This window comes from Synechococcus sp. CS-1329 (assembly GCF_025128055.1).
Classification (GTDB): domain Bacteria; phylum Cyanobacteriota; class Cyanobacteriia; order PCC-6307; family Cyanobiaceae; genus Regnicoccus_A.
Map to the genome: position 1 here is coordinate 15,834 of NZ_JAHLYS010000028.1, position 21,527 is coordinate 37,360.

17 protein-coding genes are annotated in these 21,527 nt (G+C 70.7%); 11 read left to right on the forward strand and 6 right to left on the reverse strand.

Annotation, left to right across the window (positions count from 1 at the left end):
* Nucleotides 1-21 precede the first annotated feature (21 nt).
* Nucleotides 22-1,017: a glycosyltransferase family 2 protein gene (locus tag KQ304_RS05325; RefSeq protein ID WP_259736078.1), complete on the forward strand. Its 996-nt coding sequence runs from the start codon at nt 22-24 to the stop codon at nt 1,015-1,017.
* Here KQ304_RS05325 and KQ304_RS05330 read toward each other — a convergent pair.
* The 4 genes from KQ304_RS05330 to KQ304_RS05345 form a co-directional block, all read right to left on the reverse strand.
* The gene (locus tag KQ304_RS05330) at nt 902-1,735 is read right to left on the reverse strand and encodes a hypothetical protein (protein WP_259736079.1); all 834 of its coding nucleotides are present in this window, start codon (nt 1,733-1,735) and stop codon (nt 902-904) included. The two genes, KQ304_RS05325 and KQ304_RS05330, sit on opposite strands and share 116 nt — an antisense overlap.
* A gap of 143 nt (nt 1,736-1,878) precedes the next feature.
* Nucleotides 1,879-2,727: a calcium-binding protein gene (locus KQ304_RS05335; protein WP_259736080.1), complete on the reverse strand. Its 849-nt coding sequence runs from the start codon at nt 2,725-2,727 to the stop codon at nt 1,879-1,881.
* 268 nt (nt 2,728-2,995) lie between these two features.
* Nucleotides 2,996-4,282, reverse strand: a complete 1,287-nt coding sequence (locus KQ304_RS05340) for a hypothetical protein (protein ID WP_259736081.1) — start codon at nt 4,280-4,282, stop codon at nt 2,996-2,998.
* Entirely contained in the window at nt 4,279-7,011 is a 2,733-nt protein-coding gene (locus tag KQ304_RS05345; RefSeq protein WP_259736082.1) for a glycosyltransferase, read from the reverse strand. Before KQ304_RS05345 ends, KQ304_RS05340 begins: the two co-directional genes overlap by 4 nt.
* A gap of 27 nt (nt 7,012-7,038) precedes the next feature.
* Between KQ304_RS05345 and KQ304_RS05350 the strand changes: the two genes are divergently transcribed.
* From KQ304_RS05350 to KQ304_RS05375, 6 genes are all read left to right on the forward strand, one after another.
* The gene (locus KQ304_RS05350; protein ID WP_259736083.1) at nt 7,039-8,076 is read left to right on the forward strand and encodes a tetratricopeptide repeat protein; all 1,038 of its coding nucleotides are present in this window, start codon (nt 7,039-7,041) and stop codon (nt 8,074-8,076) included.
* The gene (locus tag KQ304_RS05355) at nt 8,073-8,894 is read left to right on the forward strand and encodes a peptidylprolyl isomerase (RefSeq protein ID WP_259736084.1); all 822 of its coding nucleotides are present in this window, start codon (nt 8,073-8,075) and stop codon (nt 8,892-8,894) included. The genes KQ304_RS05350 and KQ304_RS05355 overlap by 4 nt, the downstream gene beginning before the upstream one ends.
* A gap of 3 nt (nt 8,895-8,897) precedes the next feature.
* Nucleotides 8,898-11,858 (forward strand): peptidase domain-containing ABC transporter, encoded by a 2,961-nt coding sequence (locus KQ304_RS05360; protein ID WP_259736085.1) that lies wholly within the window; start codon nt 8,898-8,900, stop codon nt 11,856-11,858.
* A 126-nt stretch (nt 11,859-11,984) separates the two neighbouring features.
* Nucleotides 11,985-13,121 (forward strand): HlyD family secretion protein, encoded by a 1,137-nt coding sequence (locus KQ304_RS05365; protein ID WP_259736086.1) that lies wholly within the window; start codon nt 11,985-11,987, stop codon nt 13,119-13,121.
* Nucleotides 13,122-13,130: 9 nt separating this feature from the next.
* Complete coding sequence (locus tag KQ304_RS05370) at nt 13,131-14,366, forward strand: glycosyltransferase (RefSeq protein WP_259736087.1); 1,236 nt, start codon at nt 13,131-13,133, stop codon at nt 14,364-14,366.
* Nucleotides 14,363-15,040, forward strand: a complete 678-nt coding sequence (locus tag KQ304_RS05375; RefSeq protein WP_259736088.1) for a M48 family metallopeptidase — start codon at nt 14,363-14,365, stop codon at nt 15,038-15,040. The genes KQ304_RS05370 and KQ304_RS05375 overlap by 4 nt, the downstream gene beginning before the upstream one ends.
* On the opposite strand, the gene KQ304_RS05380 is transcribed toward KQ304_RS05375, so the two are convergent.
* Nucleotides 15,037-16,224, reverse strand: a complete 1,188-nt coding sequence (locus KQ304_RS05380) for a glycosyltransferase (protein ID WP_259736089.1) — start codon at nt 16,222-16,224, stop codon at nt 15,037-15,039. The two genes, KQ304_RS05375 and KQ304_RS05380, sit on opposite strands and share 4 nt — an antisense overlap.
* Between KQ304_RS05380 and KQ304_RS05385 the strand changes: the two genes are divergently transcribed.
* Nucleotides 16,214-18,154 (forward strand): glycosyltransferase, encoded by a 1,941-nt coding sequence (locus tag KQ304_RS05385; protein WP_259736090.1) that lies wholly within the window; start codon nt 16,214-16,216, stop codon nt 18,152-18,154. The genes KQ304_RS05380 and KQ304_RS05385 overlap by 11 nt on opposite strands.
* A gap of 20 nt (nt 18,155-18,174) precedes the next feature.
* Here KQ304_RS05385 and KQ304_RS05390 read toward each other — a convergent pair whose 3' ends face one another.
* A complete protein-coding gene (locus KQ304_RS05390; protein ID WP_259736091.1) occupies nt 18,175-18,864 on the reverse strand; it encodes a hypothetical protein in 690 nt (229 codons plus the stop codon).
* Nucleotides 18,865-18,931: 67 nt separating this feature from the next.
* Here KQ304_RS05390 and KQ304_RS05395 point away from each other — a divergent pair, with 67 nt between their 5' ends.
* The 3 genes from KQ304_RS05395 (at nt 18,932) to KQ304_RS05405 (ending at nt 21,525) form a co-directional block, all read left to right on the forward strand.
* The gene (locus KQ304_RS05395) at nt 18,932-19,720 is read left to right on the forward strand and encodes a hypothetical protein (protein WP_259736092.1); all 789 of its coding nucleotides are present in this window, start codon (nt 18,932-18,934) and stop codon (nt 19,718-19,720) included.
* 32 nt (nt 19,721-19,752) lie between these two features.
* Complete coding sequence (locus tag KQ304_RS05400; RefSeq protein ID WP_259736093.1) at nt 19,753-20,607, forward strand: hypothetical protein; 855 nt, start codon at nt 19,753-19,755, stop codon at nt 20,605-20,607.
* Between the two features lie 66 nt (nt 20,608-20,673).
* A complete protein-coding gene (locus KQ304_RS05405) occupies nt 20,674-21,525 on the forward strand; it encodes a class I SAM-dependent methyltransferase (RefSeq protein ID WP_259736094.1) in 852 nt (283 codons plus the stop codon).
* Nucleotides 21,526-21,527 lie beyond the last annotated feature (2 nt).

Sequence of the window (21,527 nt, forward strand, 5' to 3'; positions counted from 1 at the left end):
GGGCCGGGATCTGAGCCCAGCGTGGCGATCGTGGTGTGCACCTACGGGCCGGATCTGGCCCTGCTGGGGCGGCTGCTGGCGGCGCTGGATCGCATCCTGCTGCGCAGCGCCGTTGCCGAGGTGCTGGTGGTCGACAACGGTTCGCCCCAGCCGGTGGCCCACTGCGCTCCCTGGCTCTGGTTCCAGGCCCGCCACCCCCAGGCGCGCTGCCTGCTGGAGCCCCGCCCCGGTCTTACCCGGGCCCGCTGCCGGGCGATCCGTGAGACCAGCGCTGACCTGCTGATCGGCTTCGATGACGACAACGAACCCGCTGATGACTACGTCAGCCAGCTCAAAGCCTGCGCTGCCCGCCACCCCGAGGTCGGTGTCTGGGGGCCGGGCCGCATCGCGGTGATCTTCAGCCAGGAGCCGGATCCCTGGATCCAGCGCCACCGCGCCTGCTTTCAGGAGCGGCAGCTGCCCTTCAGCCTCTCCACGGCGGGGCCTCCCCACGGCGGTCCCTGGGTCACGGGCACGGGTTTCGCGGTGCGGCGCCCTGTGCTGGAGGCCTATCGCCGCGCGGTGGAGCGGGGGGAGCTGGGCGCCAGTGATCGCACCGGCACTGGCCTGCAGAGTGGCGGCGATCTGCAGATCGTCTGGCAGGCCCTGCGGCTGGGACTGGCCCAGGGCATCAGCCCGGACCTGCGCTGCGGCCACCTGATTCCCCCCGCCCGCGCCAACTTGGCCTACATCCGCCGGCTGGAATTCGGCGCGGCCGCCAGCTACGTTCCGGCCCTCAGCGAGTGTTTCCCCAGCGTGGCGGCGGAGCTGCCCGGGCCACGGCCGCTGCTGCTGCATCTGCTGGCCCTGCTGGCGCTGCCCCTGTTGCGGCTGGTCGGGGGCCGGGAGCGGGCCCTGAAGCTCAAGATGGCCTGTGCCCGTGCCCTCGGTCACGACTGCGGGCTGCTGGCGGTGCGCCGCCCGGCTGATCTGGGTCGCTATCGCCGGCTGGCCCGCTGGAGTGGTGCCCTTCCCTGATGGCGGCCTCCAGCCGTTGCAGCCAGAGGCGCCGCTCCTCACTCCAGGGGGGGTGCTCCCTGCGGATGGGCCGCCGCAATGCCGCCTGAACGTCGACGGCGGCCAGATCGATGTCGGGCTCCAGGGCTGCCACCAGGCGCGCCAGCTGACCGGCCTGATCGCTGATGAGCTGTTCGTAGCTGAGCTCCAGCTGGGGTGGCAGGTGCCGGCAGGCCTGCTCCAGCCAGGCGCGATGGCGGTCCATTTCGGCGCAGGTCTGGGCCAGGGCCTCTGGATCGAGCAGCTGATCGAAGGCCAGGCCCTGGTGGGTGGTTTCCAGGCCGAGGTCGTAGGCGCCGGTGCAGCGGCTGAAGTGCAGGGAGGCGGTGGCGGCCTGCCAGTTGCGCCGTTGCAGCCGCACCACAACGGGTGGATCAGCTGTGATCAGACCGGCCCGGCGCAGCGGACGCTGCAGCCGCTCAAGGATTGTGCGGTAGGAGCCGCGCCGCTGGAAGGGCTGCAACTTGGTGGCGAAGAAGGGCCTGCCGCTGAACAGGGAGGTGGCGGAGCGTTCGCGCGCCAGCATCTGCAGCCAGGGGTCGCTCCCCCAGCGACCCCAGCGCCCGAGGGCACGGCGGTAGATGGGGTGGGGATTGAAGTATTCGGTGGGCTGGCCGTAACCCAGCCCCCAGAGCAGCCGGCAGAGGTGGAACGAGCCCACCCGCGGGGGGGCCAGCACAACCACAAAAGAGGCCGGCCCCACTGGAGGCCGGCCTTTGGAGGCTTGATCCGACGGCCCCAGGGCTGAGGCGTCGAACCAAGGAGAGAGCATTTCCAGCTCTCTGAGGGGATGCTGAGAGGACAGGTCGATGACCTTGATGATCAACCGATGAAGATGATGCCGTCGGTGCTTCCGGAGAAGGCGAAGTTGACACCGTCCTGGGCGGTGAGGGTGCTGGTGCTGCCGTCAATGCCGGTGAAGGTGATCTGGTTGCCACTGATCGAGTAGAGGATGCTGCTGTCCACAGCAACCAGGTCCTGGCCAGCGGTGAAGTCAGTGAGAAAGTCAGTTGCACCTGCGCCGACCTGGTCAATCGTCAAATAAAGGGTGTCCTCGCCTGCCCCGAGGAAGACTGTGTCGTTGCCGGCACCACCACGCACAAGGTCATTGCCGCCGCCCGCGTTGATGTTGTCGTTTCCGGCTCCACCGCGAATGAAATCGTTGAGACTTGAACCGACAACGATGTCGTTGCCCGTTCCAGCTGAAGCGTAATAGGCAAAGCCTCCTTCGGGAACAAGGCCACCTCCAGCACTACTGATGGATTCAGATGTGCCGATCGTATCTCCGACGACCTGTACGTCCGTATTGATTACAGCCCCGTTATAAGGAACATTGGCATTGCCAAGACTGATGACCTTGGAGGCATCCGGAACAGGCTCACCCGTGGCTGTATCAAATAACTGAACAGATTCAATAATTGTACCACCGCCAGTCACCTGGACATCGGCAGCACCGGTACCAACGTTAAGGAGATTGTTTTCGCCGGAGACAACAACTTGCGCCACCTCTCCAGGGGCAGCGCTCTGGGTTGTAAAGGCCTGATCCACGCCACCGAGCTGGACAGGCGTGGTCGTGGCATCAACCGCGCTTTGGCTGGAACCCTCAGGGGGTGCTGGTACCGATAAGGGGTCTGTAAAAACAACCGATGATCCAAGGGAGGATTCAGACATGGCTGCCGGGCCGGTAAAGATTTAATTACTGCGTTTTTATCAGATTCAGAAGCTGGTTGTCAAGTTTGATGTGTGGATTTTCAGACAAAAAACCGGTGGTTCAGTGGCGTGTGCCCAAAATTGCCCAATCATACCCGCAAATGAATACACAGGGCTGGATTCACCAAGTAGTAACCCATTTATACCAGCTGATTGGGCCAGAGGGAGTGCCCATCACTACCAATGACTGCCCCTGGCGCCGCTGGACTTTGCCCCCCTCGCTGAAGTATCAGCTGTGCAGACCGCGGAACAGCTCCCAGCCGGCCAGCCCGCCGCTGCGCCGCTGCGGCAGCTTCACCAGCCCCGTGGGGGCCAGCACCAGGGCAGGGCCCTGCAGCCAGGGGCCCAGCTGAAGCGGCAGGCGGCTGCCGCTGGGTCGCTCCAGCACCACCAGGCTGGCCTGATCCAGCTGCCAGAGGGCATGGCGCGAATGCTCCAGCGCCACGGCCAGGCCTGCGGCGCTGAGGGCTGCGGCAACCCGCAGCGGATCACGGCTGGCGATGGGAACCACCTCAAGCCCCCTGGGCAGCACTTCCATCGCCGCGAGCCAGGTGAGGGCCTCAGCGCTGCGGCCATGCACCAGCAGCACGGGTCCCTCGAGGCTGCATAACAGGCCGCGCAGGCGCAGGCGCAGATCCAGCGGTGGATCCGCCGGCCGCCGCCGGGCCAGTCCGGCACGGGCGGGGGGGCGCTGCCGGGCCAGTTCGGCCATGAACGGCTGATCAGGCGGAACGGCCTGCAGCTCCAGCAGCCGGTCGTAGGTGTACCAACCCCCCACCAGCGCAAGGGAGCGCAGACGCAGCTTCAGGCCCCAGGGATGGCCGGGGGCGAAGCGCAGGCCGGCTTCGGCGCAGTCCAGTCCCTCGTCGTGGATGCCGCCATCCACCAGCACCCGCGCCAGTTGAAACCACATCAGGGGCTGGGCCGGCTCGATGGCCAGGCTGCGGCGGCACCAGAGTTCAGCGCGGCCGGCGTCGTCGATGGCGCGATGGGTCCAGGCGAGACGGTTGCACAGGGCCGTGTCGGCTTCGCCCTGGGCCAGCAGCCGCGCCAGCAGGCTGAGGCTGGCCTGGGGCGCACCGGCCTCCAGCAGCTGATCGCAGCTCGAGAGCACCAGGGCCCGGGCCGGCAGGGGTTCCTGGTGCACGGCCCGCACCGCCGCCTCGAGGACATCCGCTGGCGCACCCTGATCCAGTTGGGTGGCGAGGGTCTGCCAGCCCGTGGGCCCTGAGCCCGGGGCGGTGCTGGAGCTGTCCGCAGCGGAAGGCAGCAGCAGGAAGGTGGCCTCTCCCAACCCCTTGAGCAGGCGATCGCGATCGGGCGGCACCAGGCTCCAGCCCTGCCAGCGGGCCGCCGGGCCGGCCTGGCCGAGGGCCAGCAGCCGCTGGGCCAGGTCTTCACAGAGCTCCAGCTCCAACTGACCGGCCAGGGCACCGGCGGCCAGCCGCTCCAGCAGGGCCTGATCGCTGAGCGGGGGCTGGGGGGAGGCGGATGCGGATGGGGAGGTGGTGGTCATGGCCAATCCAGCAGGGCTTGGAGGGCGGCGGCGGTGCGCTGGCTGTCGAGGGCGATCGGCTCGCACAGCGACCCCTCGAACACGAGCTCGCGGTAGAGCGCTGGGGTCAGGGCAGGCTGTTCGCAGGAGGCCAGCTGCAGGCCCTGGTGCTGCACGATCCCATGAAAGTAAGGGGGGGCATAGCGGGGCTGGTGCAGTTCCAGCACGCGGGTGCCGGCGCTGGCAAACACCAGGTTGGCCAGGGCACCGCCGTGGGGGGCCACCACCAGTTCAGCGGCGGCCAGGGTGGCGGCCTGCTGGGGCAGGTCCATTCCGGCCAGATCCACCCGCTCGAGCCCCATCCCCTGGCGCTTGAGGTGCTCCAGCAGGGCCGCCTCCCCCCACACCGGCCGCCGCGCTGAGGGTTGCCGGCTGAGCCAGAGCCGCCGGCGCGGCCCCAGCTGAGCCTGCTCCCGGGAGCCCGGGCTGGGCAGCAGCCGGCGGCGCAACCAGCTCTGGGCGTGGCCCGAGGGCCAGCCGAAGCGGCCTGCAAACGGCGGCACCAGCAGCTGTTCGGCGCGGATGTGGGGATGGCGGCGGGCATCGATCAGCTGGCGGGGCTCCAGCCCCAGCAGCCGCTGCAGCAGCGCCAGCCGGGCGGGATCGTCGCCGCCGTTGTGCCAGACCTTCAGGGATGCGCGCTCGCCGGGATCGAGGGCGTCGAGGGCCAGGCCAAGGCGTGGCAGCTGCTCCAGCAACCAGTGGTAGTGAATCTCAGCGGAGAGATCCACCACCGCCAAAACCTGACCCTGCAGCTCCAGGGGCGCTGAGCCGGGGGAGGGTTCCGCGGCGGCGGCCGCTGCGGGGCTGGCCAGCAGCTCCCCCAGGCGGCAGGCGGGCCAGGGCTGGGGATAGGAGCGGCAGAGCGCCGGCTGCCGCTCACCGCTGCCGGCGCTGATCACCAGCGCCGTTGTGGTGCCCCAGGGATTGGCCAGGGGGTCGCGAATCCAGGCGCAGCCGCCGGCGAGCCGTTGCAGGGGCGCGACCTGGGCGTCTGGAGCCGGAGCCGGTGCCAGGAGTGAGGGCGGTGCCGTCCAGAGCACGGTGCCGGGGGCCAGGGGCGTGGAGCCCCAGCTGGCCAGGCTGGCCAGGCCGCAGTCGTGGCATCCGGGCCCCTCGCAGCCGCGATCGGGCGGCTGGGGCCGCTGCTCCAGCAGGAATTCGGGCTCTGCGGCATCGGGTGCGCTCTGGTGCTCCAGCCGTGCGGCCAGCTGAGCCAGCGCTGCGGCGCCGGTGGGGGCGTTGTTGCGGTAGAGGCGGGCGAGGGCGCGCAGCAGGCCGGGGTGGGGGCGCAGGGCGAAGGCCTTCTCCAGGCGTGCGCTGGCCCCACGGCCGCTCTGGCCCCAGGCGAGGCCGGCCCAGGCCAGCAGCAGGTCCACCAGGCCGGTGATCAGGGTGTCGACGGCGGGCTGCTGGCCATCCCAGGCCAGCAGCTCCTCCAGCCAGCGCAGCCCCTGCACCCGCACCCGCAGCACCGGATCCTGCCCCTGCCCCCAGGCGGCCGCCAGCTCCCAGGGGGACCAGGGCCCCTGGCCGGCGAGGGTCGTCAGCTCCGCCTGCAGCTGCTGGCGCCACTGGGCCAGCCCTGCCGCCTCGAAGCCGTGCACGAGCAGATCCCAGCCGCGCTGATGCAGGGCCTCGGCAGGGCCGTCGGCGCTTGGTGGCGGCGGGCTGCCGGCCCGCCGAGGGCGGCGCAGCAGGGCGCTGAGCACGTGATCTTCCAGGTGGCGCCAGGTGGGGTGGCTCAACAGCCCCTCAGTCTGGAAGGGTCGTCCCACCCGGGCACTGGCCCGCTCGGCGCTCTGGGCCAGGTGCAACCAGGTGCGCGCCGGCCCCAGCGGGCTGGCGCCCCAGCTGGTGCGCCAGAGCTCGAGGGCCAGGGGCTGGTCGCCCTCCACCCAGGCGCTCCAGCCACTCCAGGAGCGGGCGGCGAACAGCAGTTCAGGACCCTGCTGGCGCAGGGGGTCGCCGGCGGGCAGTGAGGCCAGACGCCGGCCGAGGACCCAGAGCAGGGCCTGGCTCTGGCGGCGCAGCTGACGGCTGGCGCCGGCGGGGTTGAGGCGATAGGCGCAGAGCACCCGCGGCTGCCAGGCCCCGGCGGCGCCGGCCTGGGCCAGACGCAGCAGCAGATCCACGTCTTCGGCGTGGGCCAGGCCGGGGTCAAAGCCGCCGCAGGCCTCCAGGGCCCGGCGGCGCAGCATCCAGGCGCTGGGCAGCACCGCCTTGTGGCGAAAGGCGCTGGCGGGGTCGAAGCCGGCACCCTCCAGCCAGGGCCGCACCTCCCAGCTGCCGGGTTCGCTGGGCTGCTGGTGGAAGCGGCGCCAGCCACAGAGCACCTGATCGAGGCTGGGGTCGGCCTCCAGCTGCTGGGCCTGGGCCGCGAGGCGACCGGGCAGGCAGAGGTCGTCGGCGTCGAGGAAGGCGATCAGATCGGCCTGAGCGGCGCGCCAGCCGGCGTTGCGGGCCGCTGAAACCCCCACGCCGCTGAGCCGGAGGATGCGCAGGGGGGCAGGCGAGCCCAGCTGACGCCAGGTGAGATCCAGCAGCGCCGCCGAGCCGTCGCTGGAGCCGTCATCGACGGCCACCAGATCGAGGGCCACCTCCCGCTGGATGGCGACGGAGGCCAGACAGGCCGGCAGCCAGGGCAGCGCATTCCGGAACGGAATCACCAGCGATACCCGTGCGACCATGTGCTCCATTTCGCTCAACCGACTGCCATGTTGGGATCCGGCCCTCCTCCCCAGCGCCGCAGCCTTCGCCGAGCCCTGATCCGCTTCCTCGGTGGTGATCCTCAGCCCGCTGGAGTGGCGGGTCAGCCGGCACCAGTGGCGCGGAGCTCCACGGCCCTACCCGCCGCCCTGACCCTGGAGCAGGCCGAGCGTTGCTATGCCTTCGCCGAACAGCTGACCCAGCAGGGTGCCCTCGACCTGGCCGGCCCGCTCTACCGCCAGGCGTACCAGACGCTGCGCGGGATTGTGGGCCTGGAGGGAGCGGCCATGGGCCTGCGGCCCAGCCTGCCGCCCGCCGGCGGCACCGGAGCCAGCGGAGCCATGGGCGCCCCCCGGTCCCCAGCAGTTTCTGCAGCTCCCGCCTCAGCCCCCGCGGCAGCCACGCTGAAGCAGCGGCTGCAACCGCTCAAGGAGCAGCTCAGCGCCAGCACGGCCGAGGCCGTGCAGCAGCAGCTGCAGGGGCTGATCCAGGAGGGTCACCGCGACCCCGATCTCACCAACCTGATGGGGCTGGCCTATTTGCTGCAGAACCAGGCCGCCCAGGCTGAGCACTGGTTCCGGGACACGCTGATCCTCAACCCCAACCACTACCGCGCCATGGTGAATCTGGGTGGCATCTGCCTGGCCAGCGGGCGGCTGGAGGAGGCGAGCCAGCTGCTCACCACCGCCACTGGTCTGGTGGATCCCAACTCCAACGAGGCCCTGGCCTCCCTCACCAACCTTTCTCTGGCCCAGCAGCAGCTGGGGCGGCCGATGGAAGCGGCCCAGCTGGTGCTGCGCATCCACCGGATCAAGGCCGATCATCTGCGGCCCGAAAGCCTGGCCGCCGCCGCCCAGACGCTGGAATCGATGGGTGAGGACGAGGCTGCGATCGAACTGCTCCAGCACCTGCGCCGCCGCGGAGCCGAGAGCGGCACCATCCGCCAGCTGGCCCAGCTGCTGGAGCGCCGCGGTGATTTCCAGGAGGCGGCGATGGTTTACCGCGACCTGCTGGCCCAGCCCGGGGCCGTGGCCCAGCAGCCGTGAGCGAAGTCAGCCTGCCGCCGGCCATCAGCGAGCTCGGCAACCATCTGCCGCTGCCGGGGCCGGAGCTGCTCTCCAACCTGGCCGCCACCGAACTGCTGGACGCCTACCTGCAGCGGCGCCTGCTGGAGGCCCTTGTGGCGATGGGTTCCGGTCTGTCCGCTGCCACGGGCCCGTCTGGTGCGGAGGGGGAGGGCGAACCTGAGCTCGAGCCGGAGGAGGCCCTGCTGGCCTATGGCCGGCGGCGGGGACTGGCCGATCTCGACGCCCTCGATGTCTGGCGGCGCAGCCGGGGCCTCGACCTGGAGCAGCTGGAGCGGCTGGTGCGCTTTGAAGCGGGGCTGGGGGTGGTCACCGAGGAGCTCTGGAGCGCCCAGGTGGCCAGCCTGTTCCTGCGGGAGCGGCTCAGCTACGACCGGGTGGTGATGAGCATGGTGCGCATCAACGACCCCGACCTGGCCACCGAGCTGTTCTTCCAGCTGCAGGAGGGTGAACTGAGTTTCCCCAGCCTGGTGGAGCACTACGCCCAGGGCAACGACCGCACCAACCGCGGCGTGATCGGCCCGATCCGCCTGAAGCAGCTCAACCCGCTGCTGGCCAAGGTGGTGCGCCGCTACGCCCCCGGCGAGCTGATCCCCCCCCACGACATCAACGGCAGCGTGCACCTGATGCGGGTGGAATCCCTCGAATCAGCGCAGCTGGATGAACCGCTGCGCCAGCAGCTGCTGGGCCAGTTGCGCGGCCAGTGGCTGCTGCAACAGCTGAGCACACTGCAGCAGCGCCTGCAAGGCGATCCCCAGGACGACCCCACCACCCCCTAACCGATGAACCGTGTCGCCGACCTGCTGCGTCGATCGCCGCTGCTGCAGGACCTCTCCGAGGAACGGCTGCTGGCCCTGGCGGCTGGAGCGCGTCTGGTGCAGCTGCCCATGGGCCAGGCCCTGCAGCGGGCCGGCCAGCTGCCCGGCGGCGCCGCGCTGGTGCTGGAGGGCCGGCTGCGGCGGCTGCTGGCCAAGCCGGGCGGCTCCCCCTGGAACATGGGTTTTGCCGAGGCCGGCGAATGGCTGGGCTGGTCGGCCCTGTGGCGGGGGGAGCCGGAGCTGACTTTGACTGCCTCGCGGCCCAGCACCCTGCTGCTGGTGTCGGCGCCGGTGGCGCTGGCGGCGCTGGAGGCCGACGCCGGCCTGCGCCGGGCCCTGATGGTGCCGAGCTTCGAGGAGCTGGCGGTGCTGATGGTCGGCGAGTGGGCGCGGCAGGGAGTGTTTGTGGAGGATCAGCAGGGCCAGCTGCGCCAGCTGCAGCGAGACACCCGCGTGCTGGGTCCAGCCGATGAGCTGCCCTCCGGGCATCTGCTGCTGTTCAGCGGTCCGCGCCAACCCGGTGGGTTGCAGCCGGGCGAGCGGCTGACGACGGAATCGAATCGCTGGCGGCAGAGTGCCGGCCCGCTGCCGTCGCGGGTGCTGGCGATTCCGGAGGCGGCCCTGGTGGCGCCGGTGGCGGCGAACGACAGCAGCTCGGCCCTCACCGTGACCCGCCCCTCGGGCCTGGAGGTGAGCCTTCAGGCTGAGGCCGAGGCCGAGGCCCACGACGAGCTGCCAGCGAGCGCGATCGACGGGATGGCCCCGTTCAGCAGCCGGGGCAGCGCGATCGACCGGGTGGAGCAGGCGCTGATCTGCATCCTGCACCTGGCGGCGGCCCGGCGCCTGGCTGTTTCGGAGGATCTGCTGCGCCGCAGCCTGGAGGACATCGAGGAACGGCTGGGGGCTCTGCGCCTGCCCCAGGTGGGTCTGCAGCTGGAGGCGATCGGCTTTGAAACCCGGCCGCTGCGCGCCCGCCCCTGGGACCTGGCCCGGCTGGAGCCGCCGGTGATGCTCGACCTCGACGGTGCCTTTGTGCTGCTGCTGGCGGGCGGGGCGCGCGGCGGTGTGCTGATCGGTGATCCGCGCCACGGCCTGCGCCGCTACGGCCTGGCCCAGCTGCAGGAGCGCTTCCCCGATGGCCTCGACGTGCTGGTGATCCGGCCGGAGCGACTGGACCAGCAGGCCAGCAGCTTCGGGCTGGGCTGGTTCCTGCCGGCTTTTCTGCGCTATCCGAATCTGCTGGGGCTGATCCTGATCTCGGGCTTCGTGGGCAAGGCCCTCGCCGCCGCCTTCCCCCTGGGGGTGATGATCCTGCTCAATTCGGTGATCGGCCAGCAGAACACCTCGCTGCTGCTGCCGCTGGCGGTGGTGCTCACGGTGACCGCGATTGCCGGCAGTGTGAGCAACGGCGTGCGCACGTTCCTGAGCGCCGACCTCTCCGACCGGGTGGATGTGCGCCTGGGCTCGGCGGTGGTGGAGCACCTGCTGCGCTTGCCGCTGCCCTATTTCGAGCGGCGCCAGGTGGGCGCCATTCTCTACAACGTGAACCAGCTCTACACGATCCGCCAGTTCCTGGTGGAGCAGGTGCTGGGGGTGGGGCTGGATGTGCTCTTCAGTGGGGTGTTCCTGGTGGTGCTGTTCGCCATCAGCCCCACCCTCACCTGGCTCACGCTGGCGGTGGTGCCGGTGCTGATTGCGCTCAATCTGGTCAGCACGCCGGTGCTGCAGCGGTTGATCAAGGAGAGCAACCGCTACGCCGCCGCCTCCAGCTCCTATCTGGTGGAGATCCTCAGCGGCATGCGCACGGTCAAGAGCCAGAACTTCGAGGTGGTGGCCCGCTGGGAGTGGCTGGAGCGCTACCGCCGCTTCACGAACACGCGCTTCCGGCTCACCCAGCTGGCCAGCCTGCTGGGCGAAACCGGCAATCTGGTGCAGGCCCTGCTGGAACTGCTGGTGTTCGTGGTGGGGGCCTGGCTGGTGATCGACAACCAGCTGAATGTGGGTGCCCTGATCGCCGTGCGCCTGCTGGCCGGCCGCATGGTGGCGCCGCTGCTGCGGCTCACCTCGCTCTGGCAGGGCTACCAGGAGATGCAGCTGTCGCTGGCCTGTCTGAGTGATGTGATGCTGACGCTGCCGGAGGTGGGCGAAGAGGATCGCCAGGCCCTGCCGCTGGCGGCGGTGAAGGGGGAGCTGCGCTTCGAGCAGGTGAGTTTCCGCTACGGCGATCGCGGGGCGCTGCTGCTGGATGAACTTGACCTGTTGATTCCAGCCGGCCAGCTGGTGGGCATCGTGGGGCTGAGCGGCAGCGGCAAGAGCACGCTGGTGCAGCTGATCGACCGCCTCTACCTGCCGCGCGACGGGCACATCTACCTCGATGGCTATGCCATCGACAAGCTGCAGCTGGCGGGTCTGCGCCGCCACATCGGCTATGTGCCCCAGGACAGCCTGCTGTTCGAGGGCACCGTGCTCGACAACATCCGCCTGAACAACCCGGATGCCGACATCGAGGCGGTGACGGAGGCGGCCCGGGTGGCGGTGGCCCACGAGTTCATCATGGGCCTGGCCAATGGTTATGCCACCCGCCTGGGCGAGCGGGGGGCGGGGCTGAGCGGTGGCCAGCGGCAGCGCCTCTGCCTGGCCCGCACCGTGCTGCAGGATCCCTCGCTGCTGATCCTCGATGAGGCCACCTCCGCCCTCGATGCCGACACCGAGCGGCAGGTGTACCGCAACCTGGTGCAGCGCTTTTCCGGGTCCACAATGGTGTTCATCACCCACCGGCTGACCACGCTCACCGACACCGATCGGATTCTGTACATGGAAAGCGGACAGATCATCGAAGACGGCCACCATGCCGAACTGCTCAACAGGAAGGGGTCGTACGCAGCGCTGTGGCAGCAGCAGATCGGCAGCTCAACGCCCACTTAATCGTTTTCACGGTTCTTCGTTATGCCTCCACTTAAATCAGGCGGGATGAAACTTCCCAACACCCGCCGAACCGACGCTCTGAAGAGGGCCATCTCTCAGAACAGGGCGGCATCCAAGGGAAGTTCGATGTCGTCAGCGGCTGGCGGAGGTGCTGGACCGTCTTCCCTTCAGGCCCAGAGCCTGCGGCTGGAGAGCCGGCCCACGCCGATGGTGCCGATGCTGCTGGGGGGTGCCATTGCGGCCCTGGTGTTCACCGGGGTGGGGGTGGCGGCGCTGGTGAAGGTGGATCAGATCGTGACGGTGCCGGGGGTGCTGCGCACGATGCGCTCCACCCAGGATGTGAAACCGGATGAGCCGGGCCAGGTGAGCAGCGTGCTGGTGAAGGAGGGGGAGCTGGTGCAGGCGGGCGCGCCGCTGGTGGTGCTCAACAGCACGGTTCTGCGCGGCCGCCAGGCGGCTCTGGCCACCCAGAAGCGCGAGCTGAGCAGCAGCACGGAGGCGGAGCTGATCCGCCTGCAGGGGGCCCTGGCGGAGCTGGAGGCCAACGAAGCCGGGCTCAGGAGCCAGATCTCGATCAACCAGCAGCAGCTCTCCAGCCTGCAGGAGCTGGAAACCGAGGGGGCCGCTTCGCGCTTCCAGCTGCTGGAGTATCAGAAAACACTGGCGCAACTGGAATCCCAGCTGAACCAGAACCTCAAGCAACGGGTGAAGTTGAGGGCTGAATCGAGCCAGAAGCAGGCGGAACTGGCCCGGCAGCAGGCCGACAACAGGGCCAGCCAGGTGGAAACGCGCGAACGGCTGGAGCGGGTGGTGCTGCGGGCCCCGCTCACGGGCACGATCCTCAACCTGCAGGCCAAGCCGTCGCTGGTGGTGGGTGTGGGCGAAGTGCTGCTGCAGCTGGTGCCCTCCGACAGCCTGCGGGCCGAGGCCTTCATGGGCAACCAGGACCTGGCTTTTGTGCGGCCGGGTCAGCAGGCCGATGTGTCGGTGGTGTCGTACGACCGCAGCCGCTACGGCACGATCGAGGCCACGGTGCAGACGATCGGCACCGATGCCCTGCCCGCGGATGAAACCTTCCGCTTCGAGCGCTTCCCGGTGTTTCTGCAGCTCCAGCGCCAGGACCTGCAGCTGGGCGACCAACGCTTCCAGCTCCAGGCCGGCATGGCGATCCAGGTGGATCTGCGCCTCGACAAACGCACCCTGCTGTCGCTGCTGACCAGCTCGCTGAGCCGCGACGCCAACGCCGTGCGCACCCTCCGCTGAGCCGCGCCGATGCGGGTGCTGCTGATCCACCAGAACTTCCCGGGCCAGTTCCGCCACCTGGCCCCGGCGCTGGTGGCGGCAGGGCACGAGGTGGTGGCCATCGGCTGCCGCCACGATCAACCCGCCCTGGCGGGACTGCGCTATTGCAGGATCGCCGCCGATGCCGACCGGGAGCTGCGCCAGGCGGGGATCGAGCGGCGCACCCTGGCCCAGCTGGCCCAGGGGCGGCGGGTGGCGGAGCAGCTGCGGCGGCTGGCGGGCGAGGGCTGGCGCCCCGATGTGGTGGCGGGGCATCCCTTCTGGGGTGATCTGCTCTTTCTCGATGATGTGTTCCCCGGGGTGCCGCTGCTGGCCCTGATGGAACTGGATCTGGCGCGGCTGCCGCCGCCCCTGGGCCAGGCGCCGGGGGCGGGGCCCGCTCTGATGCAATGGACCACGCTGCAGGCGGCCCATCGCATGGCGGCCGGCCTGAGCGCCACAGCCTTCCAGCGCCAGAGCTTTCCCCCCTGGCTGCGGCCGCGCATCGCCACGATTCATGAGGGGATCGACCTGCAGCGCTGCGCTCCCCAGCCGGCGGCACCGTTGCCCTTGCCGGGTGGCGTGTGCCTGCAGAGCGCCCAGCCGCTGATCAGTTATGTGTCGAGGCACCTGGAGCCGCTGCGCGGCTTCGACACGTTGTTGCGCGCCCTGCCGGAGGTGCTGGCGCGGCACGCCGGCGTGCAGGTGGTGATCGTGGGCGATGAGGCGGCGGGCTACGGCCCAGCGGCGCCTGGCGGCGGCAGCTGGAAGCGGCAGCTGCTGGCGGAGCTGGGGGACCGCCTCGACCCGCGGCGGGTGCACTTCACGGGGCTGCTGCCCTACCAGCAGCTGCTGCAGGTGTTTCAGCTGAGCTGGGCGCATGTGTATCTCACGGAGCCCTACGTGCTGAGTTGGAGCCTGCTGGAGGCGATGGCCTGCGGTGCTTTGGTGGTGGGCTCCAGCACCGCGCCGGTGCAGGAGGTGATCGAGCACGGCCGCCAGGGTCTGCTGGTGCCAATGCACGATCCCGCCGCCCTGGCGGCCACGCTGCTGGAGGTGCTGAAGCGGCAGACGACCCTGGGCGCGTTGCGGCTGGCGGCCCGGCGCCGGGTGGTGGAGCGCTTCGATCGCCGCCGCGGTGTGGCCCGGCAGATGGCGCTGCTCGCCGATCTGGCGGCCGGCCGTGACCCCTTCGCGGCGGCGGGCTCTTGCCAGGGGGCGGCATGAGCGATTCCGGTGGCGATCCACGCCAGCTGCTCTGGCAGCAGGCCCAGGCGGCCCGGGCCGCGTGCGACTGGCCCCAGCTGGAGCGGCTGCTGACGCCGCTGCTGGAGCTGGCGCCGAACCATGCGGAGCTACTCGACCTGCTGGGCCAGGCGCTGTTGATGCAGGGCAAGGCGGCCCAGGGCTGCGTGGTGCTGCAGAAGGCGCTGCTGGCGGGCAACCGCAGCTTCTGGACGCCGCACAAGCTGGGGGATGCCCACCGGGCGCTGCAGGACCCGGTGGCGGCGGTGGAGGCGTATGAGCAGGCCCTGGCCTGGGGCAGCGACAGCCCGCTCACCAGCCGCAACCTGCTGGAGGTGCTGCATGCGGGCAGCGAGGCGGCGGCGATCGAGCGGCTGGAGCGCTTGGCCGCCGCCGAGCCGCCGCCCTGGAACTGGCAGGCCCCTGCGCCCTGGCTGGAGGGGGCCTGTGCCGCGGCGCTGCGGGTGCAGGGGCCGGCCCTGGCGGCCTGGCTGCAGGGCCACGGCTGCCCCGATCCGGCGGTGCGGGCCCTGGTGTGGCGCCACCAGCTGTTCCGCCTGGATCTGGACGGCGTGCTGGCGGTGCTGGCGGACAGCAGTGATGGGCAGGAGCGGCAGCTGGCCGAGCGGCTGGCTCGGTTGCTGGATCCCGATTAGGCCTGGCTGAGCAGGCAGCCGAGGCGCTGGCGCACCACCGCCGCCAGCCGCTCCGTGGCCAGCCGCTCCTGCACGGCGCGACGGCCGGCAAGGGCCAGGTGGCGGTGATGGTCGCCATCGCGGGCCAGGCGCCGCAGGGCGGTGGCGGCCACCTCCAGGTGGGGTTGCGCCCAGAGCTCCCCCTGGCGGTAGTCGCCCTCGCTGCGGGCGATGGGCTCCAGGGTGTAGGGCACCAGCACGGCACTGCCGGGGGGCATGAAGTCGAGGTTGCCGGAATAGCCCGTGGCCACCACCGGCAGGGCGCCGGCCATGGCCTCGGCGAGGGTGAGGCCGAAGCCTTCGGCGCGGTGCAGGCTGAGCAGCACATCGGCGCTGGCGTAGAGCGCTTCGAGCTCCGGCAGGCTCAGGTGGCGCTCCACCAGGTGGAGGCGGGCATCGCCGGCGCAGTGGGCGCGCAGGCGGGCGCGGGCCTCGGGGAACTGCTCGGCGCTGGAGAGCTTGAGCACCAGCCGCGCCGGTGGGGCAGCATCAGCGGGGAAGGCCAGGCGGAAGGCCTCGATGGCGCCGTAGGGGTTCTTGCGGCCTTCGGTGCTCCAGAAATCAAAGGCGAACAGGGCCGTGAAGGGCTGGCCGGGGCGACGCGGCGGTTGGGCCAGGCGGGTCATGGCCAGCCGATCGGCCCGATCCCAGTCGATCAGGTGCGGCAGGGCTGAAACGGGCACGGGGCTGCGCAGGGCCAGGGCCTGGGCCGTGAAGCTGGAGGGACACCAGAGCTGATCGAGGCCAGCGAAGCCCGCTTCCCAGCCCCAGGGAAAGGAGTCGAGTTCCCAGGCCCAGAAGCCGATGCGCAGGGGGGCCTGCAGGTGGAGCTGCCGGGCGAGGCCATCGCTCTGACGCAGCACATTGGGGTTGGTGTGGATCAGGTCGATGGCGGCCGGCTGGAGGGCGCCGCCCGGCGGCAGGGGCTGGTCGTTGCTGTGGGTGGCCAGGGGCAGGTCGCGCCACTGCACGCGCAGGCCCGCCGCCTCCAGCGCCCGGGCGGTGCAGCGAGCCCCTTCCCCCAGCCCGAAGCCACCGCTGAGGTGACCCCAGAGATTGACGGTGAGCGCCCGTGACGACATCTGGTGGGAGCGATCGGGCTGATCATGGCAGCGTTCGCCCGCAGCCTGATCGATGAGCGACACCGGTGAACGGGCCGGTGCGGCGCAGGCCTGGTATGGGCAGGGAGCCGCCGCGCTGAACGCCCAGCGGCCGGCGGAAGCGGAGGCGGCGCTGTGGCAGTGCCTGGCGCTGGAGCCGGAGCATGCCAGCGCCCTGCACCTGCTGGGCAAGCTGCGGGCGGAGCAGGGGCGGCCTGAGCAGGCGCTGGCCCTGCAGCGCGCCAGCCTGCGGGTTGATCCGCGCCTGGGCTGGAACGCCTTTGCGGCGGGGGAGCTGCTGGCGATGGCGGAGCGCTGGGGCGAGGCGGCCGCCGCCTTCCGGGCCGCCGCCGCCGCCCTGCCGCAGCAGGGCTGGATCGGCGTGCGGGCGCGGCAGGCCCGGGGGATGGAACTGAGCGGCCTGTTCGGTGGGCGGCGGCTGGCCGATGGCCTGCCGCCCGCGGCCTATGCGCTGTGGATCGAGCGCTTCGAGGCGGCCGGGCCGGCGGCGGCGCCCGAGCCCGGCGCTGGCCCGCCTGTGGACCTCAGCGGCTGGTGGTTCGATCTGGCCCCGGATGCCGTGCTGCGCCCCGGCGCCCAGGCCTGGCTGGCGGCCTGGCTGCAGTGCCGGCTGGCGGCGCCGCCGGATCTGCTGGTGCCCGATGAAGACCGCCTCGATGCCCAAGGCCGTCGCCACGACCCCTGGTGGAAGCCCGGCTGGGTGGCGGAGAGCTTCTGGGCCACCCCCTGGCTGGAGGGCGGCGCGATCTGGCGACGCGGCTGGCTGGAGCAGCAGGGATTGGAGCCAGCAGTGGCGGGGGAGGACCCGGAGCAGCGGCGGCTGGCGCGCTGGCGCTGGCAGCTGGCGGCGCTGGCGCGAGAGCCCCGGATCGAAAGCCTGGGGCGCATCCTGCTGCACCGGCGCCAGAACGCCGCCGACGATCCCTGCCGCAGCGAGGCCCACGGCGCTGCGCTGGCCGAGGCCCTGGCCCTGGCGGGCGAGCCGGGGGTGACGGTGACAGCGGACGCGGGCGTACGGCCAGGCCAGGCGGACCCCCCACCGGCCGGGTTCCGCCTGGCCTGGCCGCAGCCAGCCAGCCTGCGCCTGAGTGTGGTGGTGCTGAGCCGTGATCGCCCCGACCTGCTGGCCCAGTGCCTGGGCAGCGTGGAGGCCAGCCGCGGGCCGGTGCGGCTGGAGTGGCTGGTGGTGGACAACGGCTCACGGCTGGAGGCCACCGCGGCGCTGCTGCGCCACTGGCAGGAGCGGCCGGGGGCCTGCTGCCGCCGGCTGGAGATGGATGAACCGTTCCACTGGAGCCGGCTGAACAACCGCGCCGCCGCCGAGGCCCAGGGCGGGCTGCTGCTGTTCCTCAACAACGACGTGGCGGTGCCGCCGGCACTGGCGGCGGCCGGCGATGGCGGCTGGTTGAGGGCGATGGCGAGCCAGGCGCAGCGAGCGGAGATCGGCTGTGTGGGGGCGCGGCTGCTCTACCCACCGGGCAGCCCGGCGGCGGGCAGGATCCAGCACGCCGGGCTGCTGCCGGGGCTGGGGCCGGGCTGCGAGCACCCCTACCGCGGGCTGCCGGCGGCCACGGCGGTGCACCGGGGTCGGGCCGGCTGGCTGAGCGGCTGGCCGGCCGTCACCGGGGCCTGCCTGATGGTGCGGCGGCCGTTGTTCCAGGCGGTGGGCGGCTTTGAGCCGGCCCTGCCGGTGGAGGGCAATGACGTGGACTTCTGCCTGCGGCTGGGGGCCCGGGGTCTGCGCCATGTGGTGGTGCCGGAGGCCACGCTCTGGCATGCCGAGGCGGCCAGCCGTGATGCGCTGGCCAGCGGCACCTGGGCGCCGGCGATGGCCCTGCTGCGCCAGCGCTGGCCGGCGGCGATGGCGGGCAGCGGCCCCTGGTGGCCCGCCGCCTGCGCCAACGACACGACCGACGGCCGGCCGCGGGAACTGGGCGGCCTCGAGCTCCCCTGATGGAGAAGCCGAGTTTCAGTTCAGTCGCCAGCTGGCGGCTCAAGCCGATCAAGAAACAGTGAGAACTGCTCCACGCTGAGGGCCAGCTCCTCGATGGTGCTGAGCCGATCCTGGGGGCCCAGCTCGGGGCGGGCGGGCCAGAGCACCCTGGCGGCGGCGCGGCGCTCCTCGAGCTGGGCCCGATCCTCCACCGCGGCGAGGGCACGGCGGAACAGCTGCGGCGATGGGCCGCCGGGATCCTGGGCTTCGGCCAGCTGCAGGGCCCGCTGCAGGGCTTCGCGGCTGGCGGCCATCTGGTTGATCTCCAGCTGCAGCTGGCCGATCTCGAACCAGCACCAGGGGAAGGCGGGCGCCAGGGATGCGCAGCGCTGCTGGGCCAGGAGGGCCTCAACGCGGCGGCCCATGCGCGCCAGCACACGGCCGTGGATGTGGTGGCTGTAGGCGAAATCGGCCTGGATCTGGATCGCCCGGGTGACCAGCGAGAGGGCCTGGCGCAGGTCGCCCAGCTCCAGGCAGGCCTTGCCGCCGAGGTAGGCGGCCTGGGCTTCGAGCCTGGAGCCACGGGGCAGGTGGGGCAGCTGCTCCAGCACCACGCGGCGCAGCTCGCTCCAGTGGGCCTCCTGATCCAGCAGGCCGGTGAGGGCCCGGAAGAGCGAGTCGTCGCCCGGCAGGGCCCGCAGGCCTTCGAGGAGTGTCTGCTTCTGAAGCACCGACCGAGAAGACACAGGCCATCATTCTGGGGCGCATCCTCTGCATCCAGGCCCACAGGTGACCCCGATGGACTCCCCTTCAGCAGGGCTCTGGCTCTACGGGTTGCCCGGCAGCGGCCTGGGGCTGCAGCGCTCGGCCGGGGCCCCAGCGCTGGAGCAGCTGGCGGCGGGTCAGGCGGGGCTGGCCCACTGGCAGGCCTGGATTTTCTACGGGCCGCCGGATGCCGCGCTGGCGGAGCTGGTGGCCGGCAGCGGCAACGCCGCCAGTGAGCAAGACCTGCTGGATCAGTGGCAGCGGCAGATGGCCCTGGCGGTAACGCTCAAACGCCGCGACCGGCAGCGGCTGCAGCTGGTGAACCTGGCCTTGAGCACGCCGGAGCTGGAGGCCCGGCTGCGCCAGCAGCTGCCGGAACTGGAGCTGGAGGCCCGGCGGCGACGCTCGTCTGGCGGCGGGGCGCTGCCGGCGGAGGTGCTGAACCTGAGCACCCGGGCGCTGCTGCAGAGCCGCCCGGAGCTGCTCAACGGCTACCTGGATCTGGAGGGCTGGGCCGACCGCCATGGCCGCGAGGGCGACGGCCAGCAATGGCGCCGGCCGCTGGATGCACTGCAGCTGCTGAGTGTCCTGCGCCACTGGGACCACCACAGCGAGGCCCTGGGCGACCGCGATGAGCGGCTGGAGCAGCTGGTGCAAGACCTCAGCCGCGACCGGGAGGAGAGGGACCTGCTGGTGCGGCTGGTGCAGCAGCAGGAGCAGGAACTCGACCACTGGGTGGGTGAACACGAGCAACTGCAGCAGCTGCTGGCCCGGCTGAGCCACACCCTCCAGCGCGCCCAACAGCTGCTGACGCCGCCCTGAATTTATGCTGGAGGGCTACCAGCAGCTGTCCGTTGCTCGCCAACCTCCTCCACCTGCATGGGTTCAAGTGCGCGGGCACCACGTTCATCTGGTCGCTGGAGCGGGCCAGTGGCGGCAAGGTGCTCTATGTGGAATCGCCCAGTTCGGGGGCCCGGCTCGACTGGCGGCTGGTGGAGGAGCATCTGCGCGAGCAGGCGCCGCTGGCGGTCACGTCTCACTTGATCACGCTGCCGCCGCCCGGGGCGGTGGCCCGGCTGAAGGTGGCACTGCTGCGGGAGCCGATGGCGCGGATCGCCTCGGCCTATCGCTTCCAGACCGAGGTGCAGGACTCGCTTCAGCCGATGCCGTTTGCGCACTACGTTGAAGGGTTGGTGCGCTCGACGCTCTCCAATTACCAGACCCGGCACCTGTCGCCGCAGGAGGCGGTGGACTGGCAGCTGCGCAAGGGCTGGGCGGCGCGGCCGGAGCTGATCGATCTGAACCGGGAGGATCTGTTTGTGGGGCTGGTGGAGCGCTACGACGAATCGATGGTGGCGCTGGAGCACCAGCTGGAGCAGATGGGGATGCCGATGGATCTGGCTTACCCCGAAGCCAAGAACAGCACCCGCCCCGTGAGCCAGAACGGCAACGGCGATCGGCCGGAGGGTCGCCCGCAGGCGATGTTCGTGACCGAACTGGATCTCAGCCTGTATAAGCGGGCGGAGCGGCGGCTGGAGGAGCGCCTGCTGGCGGTGCCGGCTCTGGAGCAGCGCTTAGGGGCCTTCCAGCAGCGCCGCCAGGCCCTGGCCGCCAGCCCCGCCAACATCAAACTGAAGCCACAGGCGGAGTGGGTGTGCCTGCCGGTGGCGGATCTGCGCGGTGGGGAGCTGGTGAACCAGCCTGGCTGAGCCTTCGTAAGATGAGGGGACATTGGCGATCGACCGTTGGTGCAGGCCCCCGAGCGTCCACAGTTGATGCCGAGCGAAGGCGTGCTCGCCCTGCACGACAGCCAACACAGCTACGCCAACTTTGAGGCCTTCCAGCCGGTTCTGGCGGAGCTGCTGCAGCAGGGGGCCCTGCTGGGCGACTGCATCCAGGTGACCCAGGCGCTGGGGATCCTGGAGCCCTTCAGCGGCGAGCACATCCCACCGGAGGCGCTCCAGATCCAGGGGCCGAACTACCGCGAATCGATCATCGGCAATGGCCTGCTGAGCCGCAACCGGGCTGTGCTGAAAGTGCTGGAGCAGGCCTACGGCAGCCTCGAGAATCTGGCCCAGCTGGATATCTACCTGTTGGAAGCCGTCACGGGCTTTGCCCTGTGGCTGCGGCGGCAGCTGGGCGATGAACAGCTGGTATGCAGCGAATTTCTCGACGATTCAGAGCTGAATCGCAACGACATCCCCCACCAGGACCTCTGCGCCCTCACCTTCATCGATGCCAGTTTCGATCTGGTGTTGTGCAATGAACTGTTCGAGCATGTGCGCGATCTCGACCAGGCCTTCCGCGAGATCGCCCGGGTGCTCCGGCCCGGTGGCCGGCTGGTGGCCACCTGCCCGATGGCCTTTGGACAACACGACTCGATCCTCAAGGCCCGGCACAATCCCCGCAGTGGCCGAACCGAACTGCTACGTAAGGCTGAATTCCACGGAGATCCAATCCGGCCCGAAGAGGGTTCGCTGGTGTATCGCATCCCGGGCTGGGAGCTCACCGATCAACTGCAGCAGGCCGGTTTTCAGGAGGTGGTGATTCACCACCTGGCGAGCTGGAAACATGGAATCCTCGGCTCGGATCTGCCGGGCGTCTTGGTGATCGACGCCCAGCGCTAGCG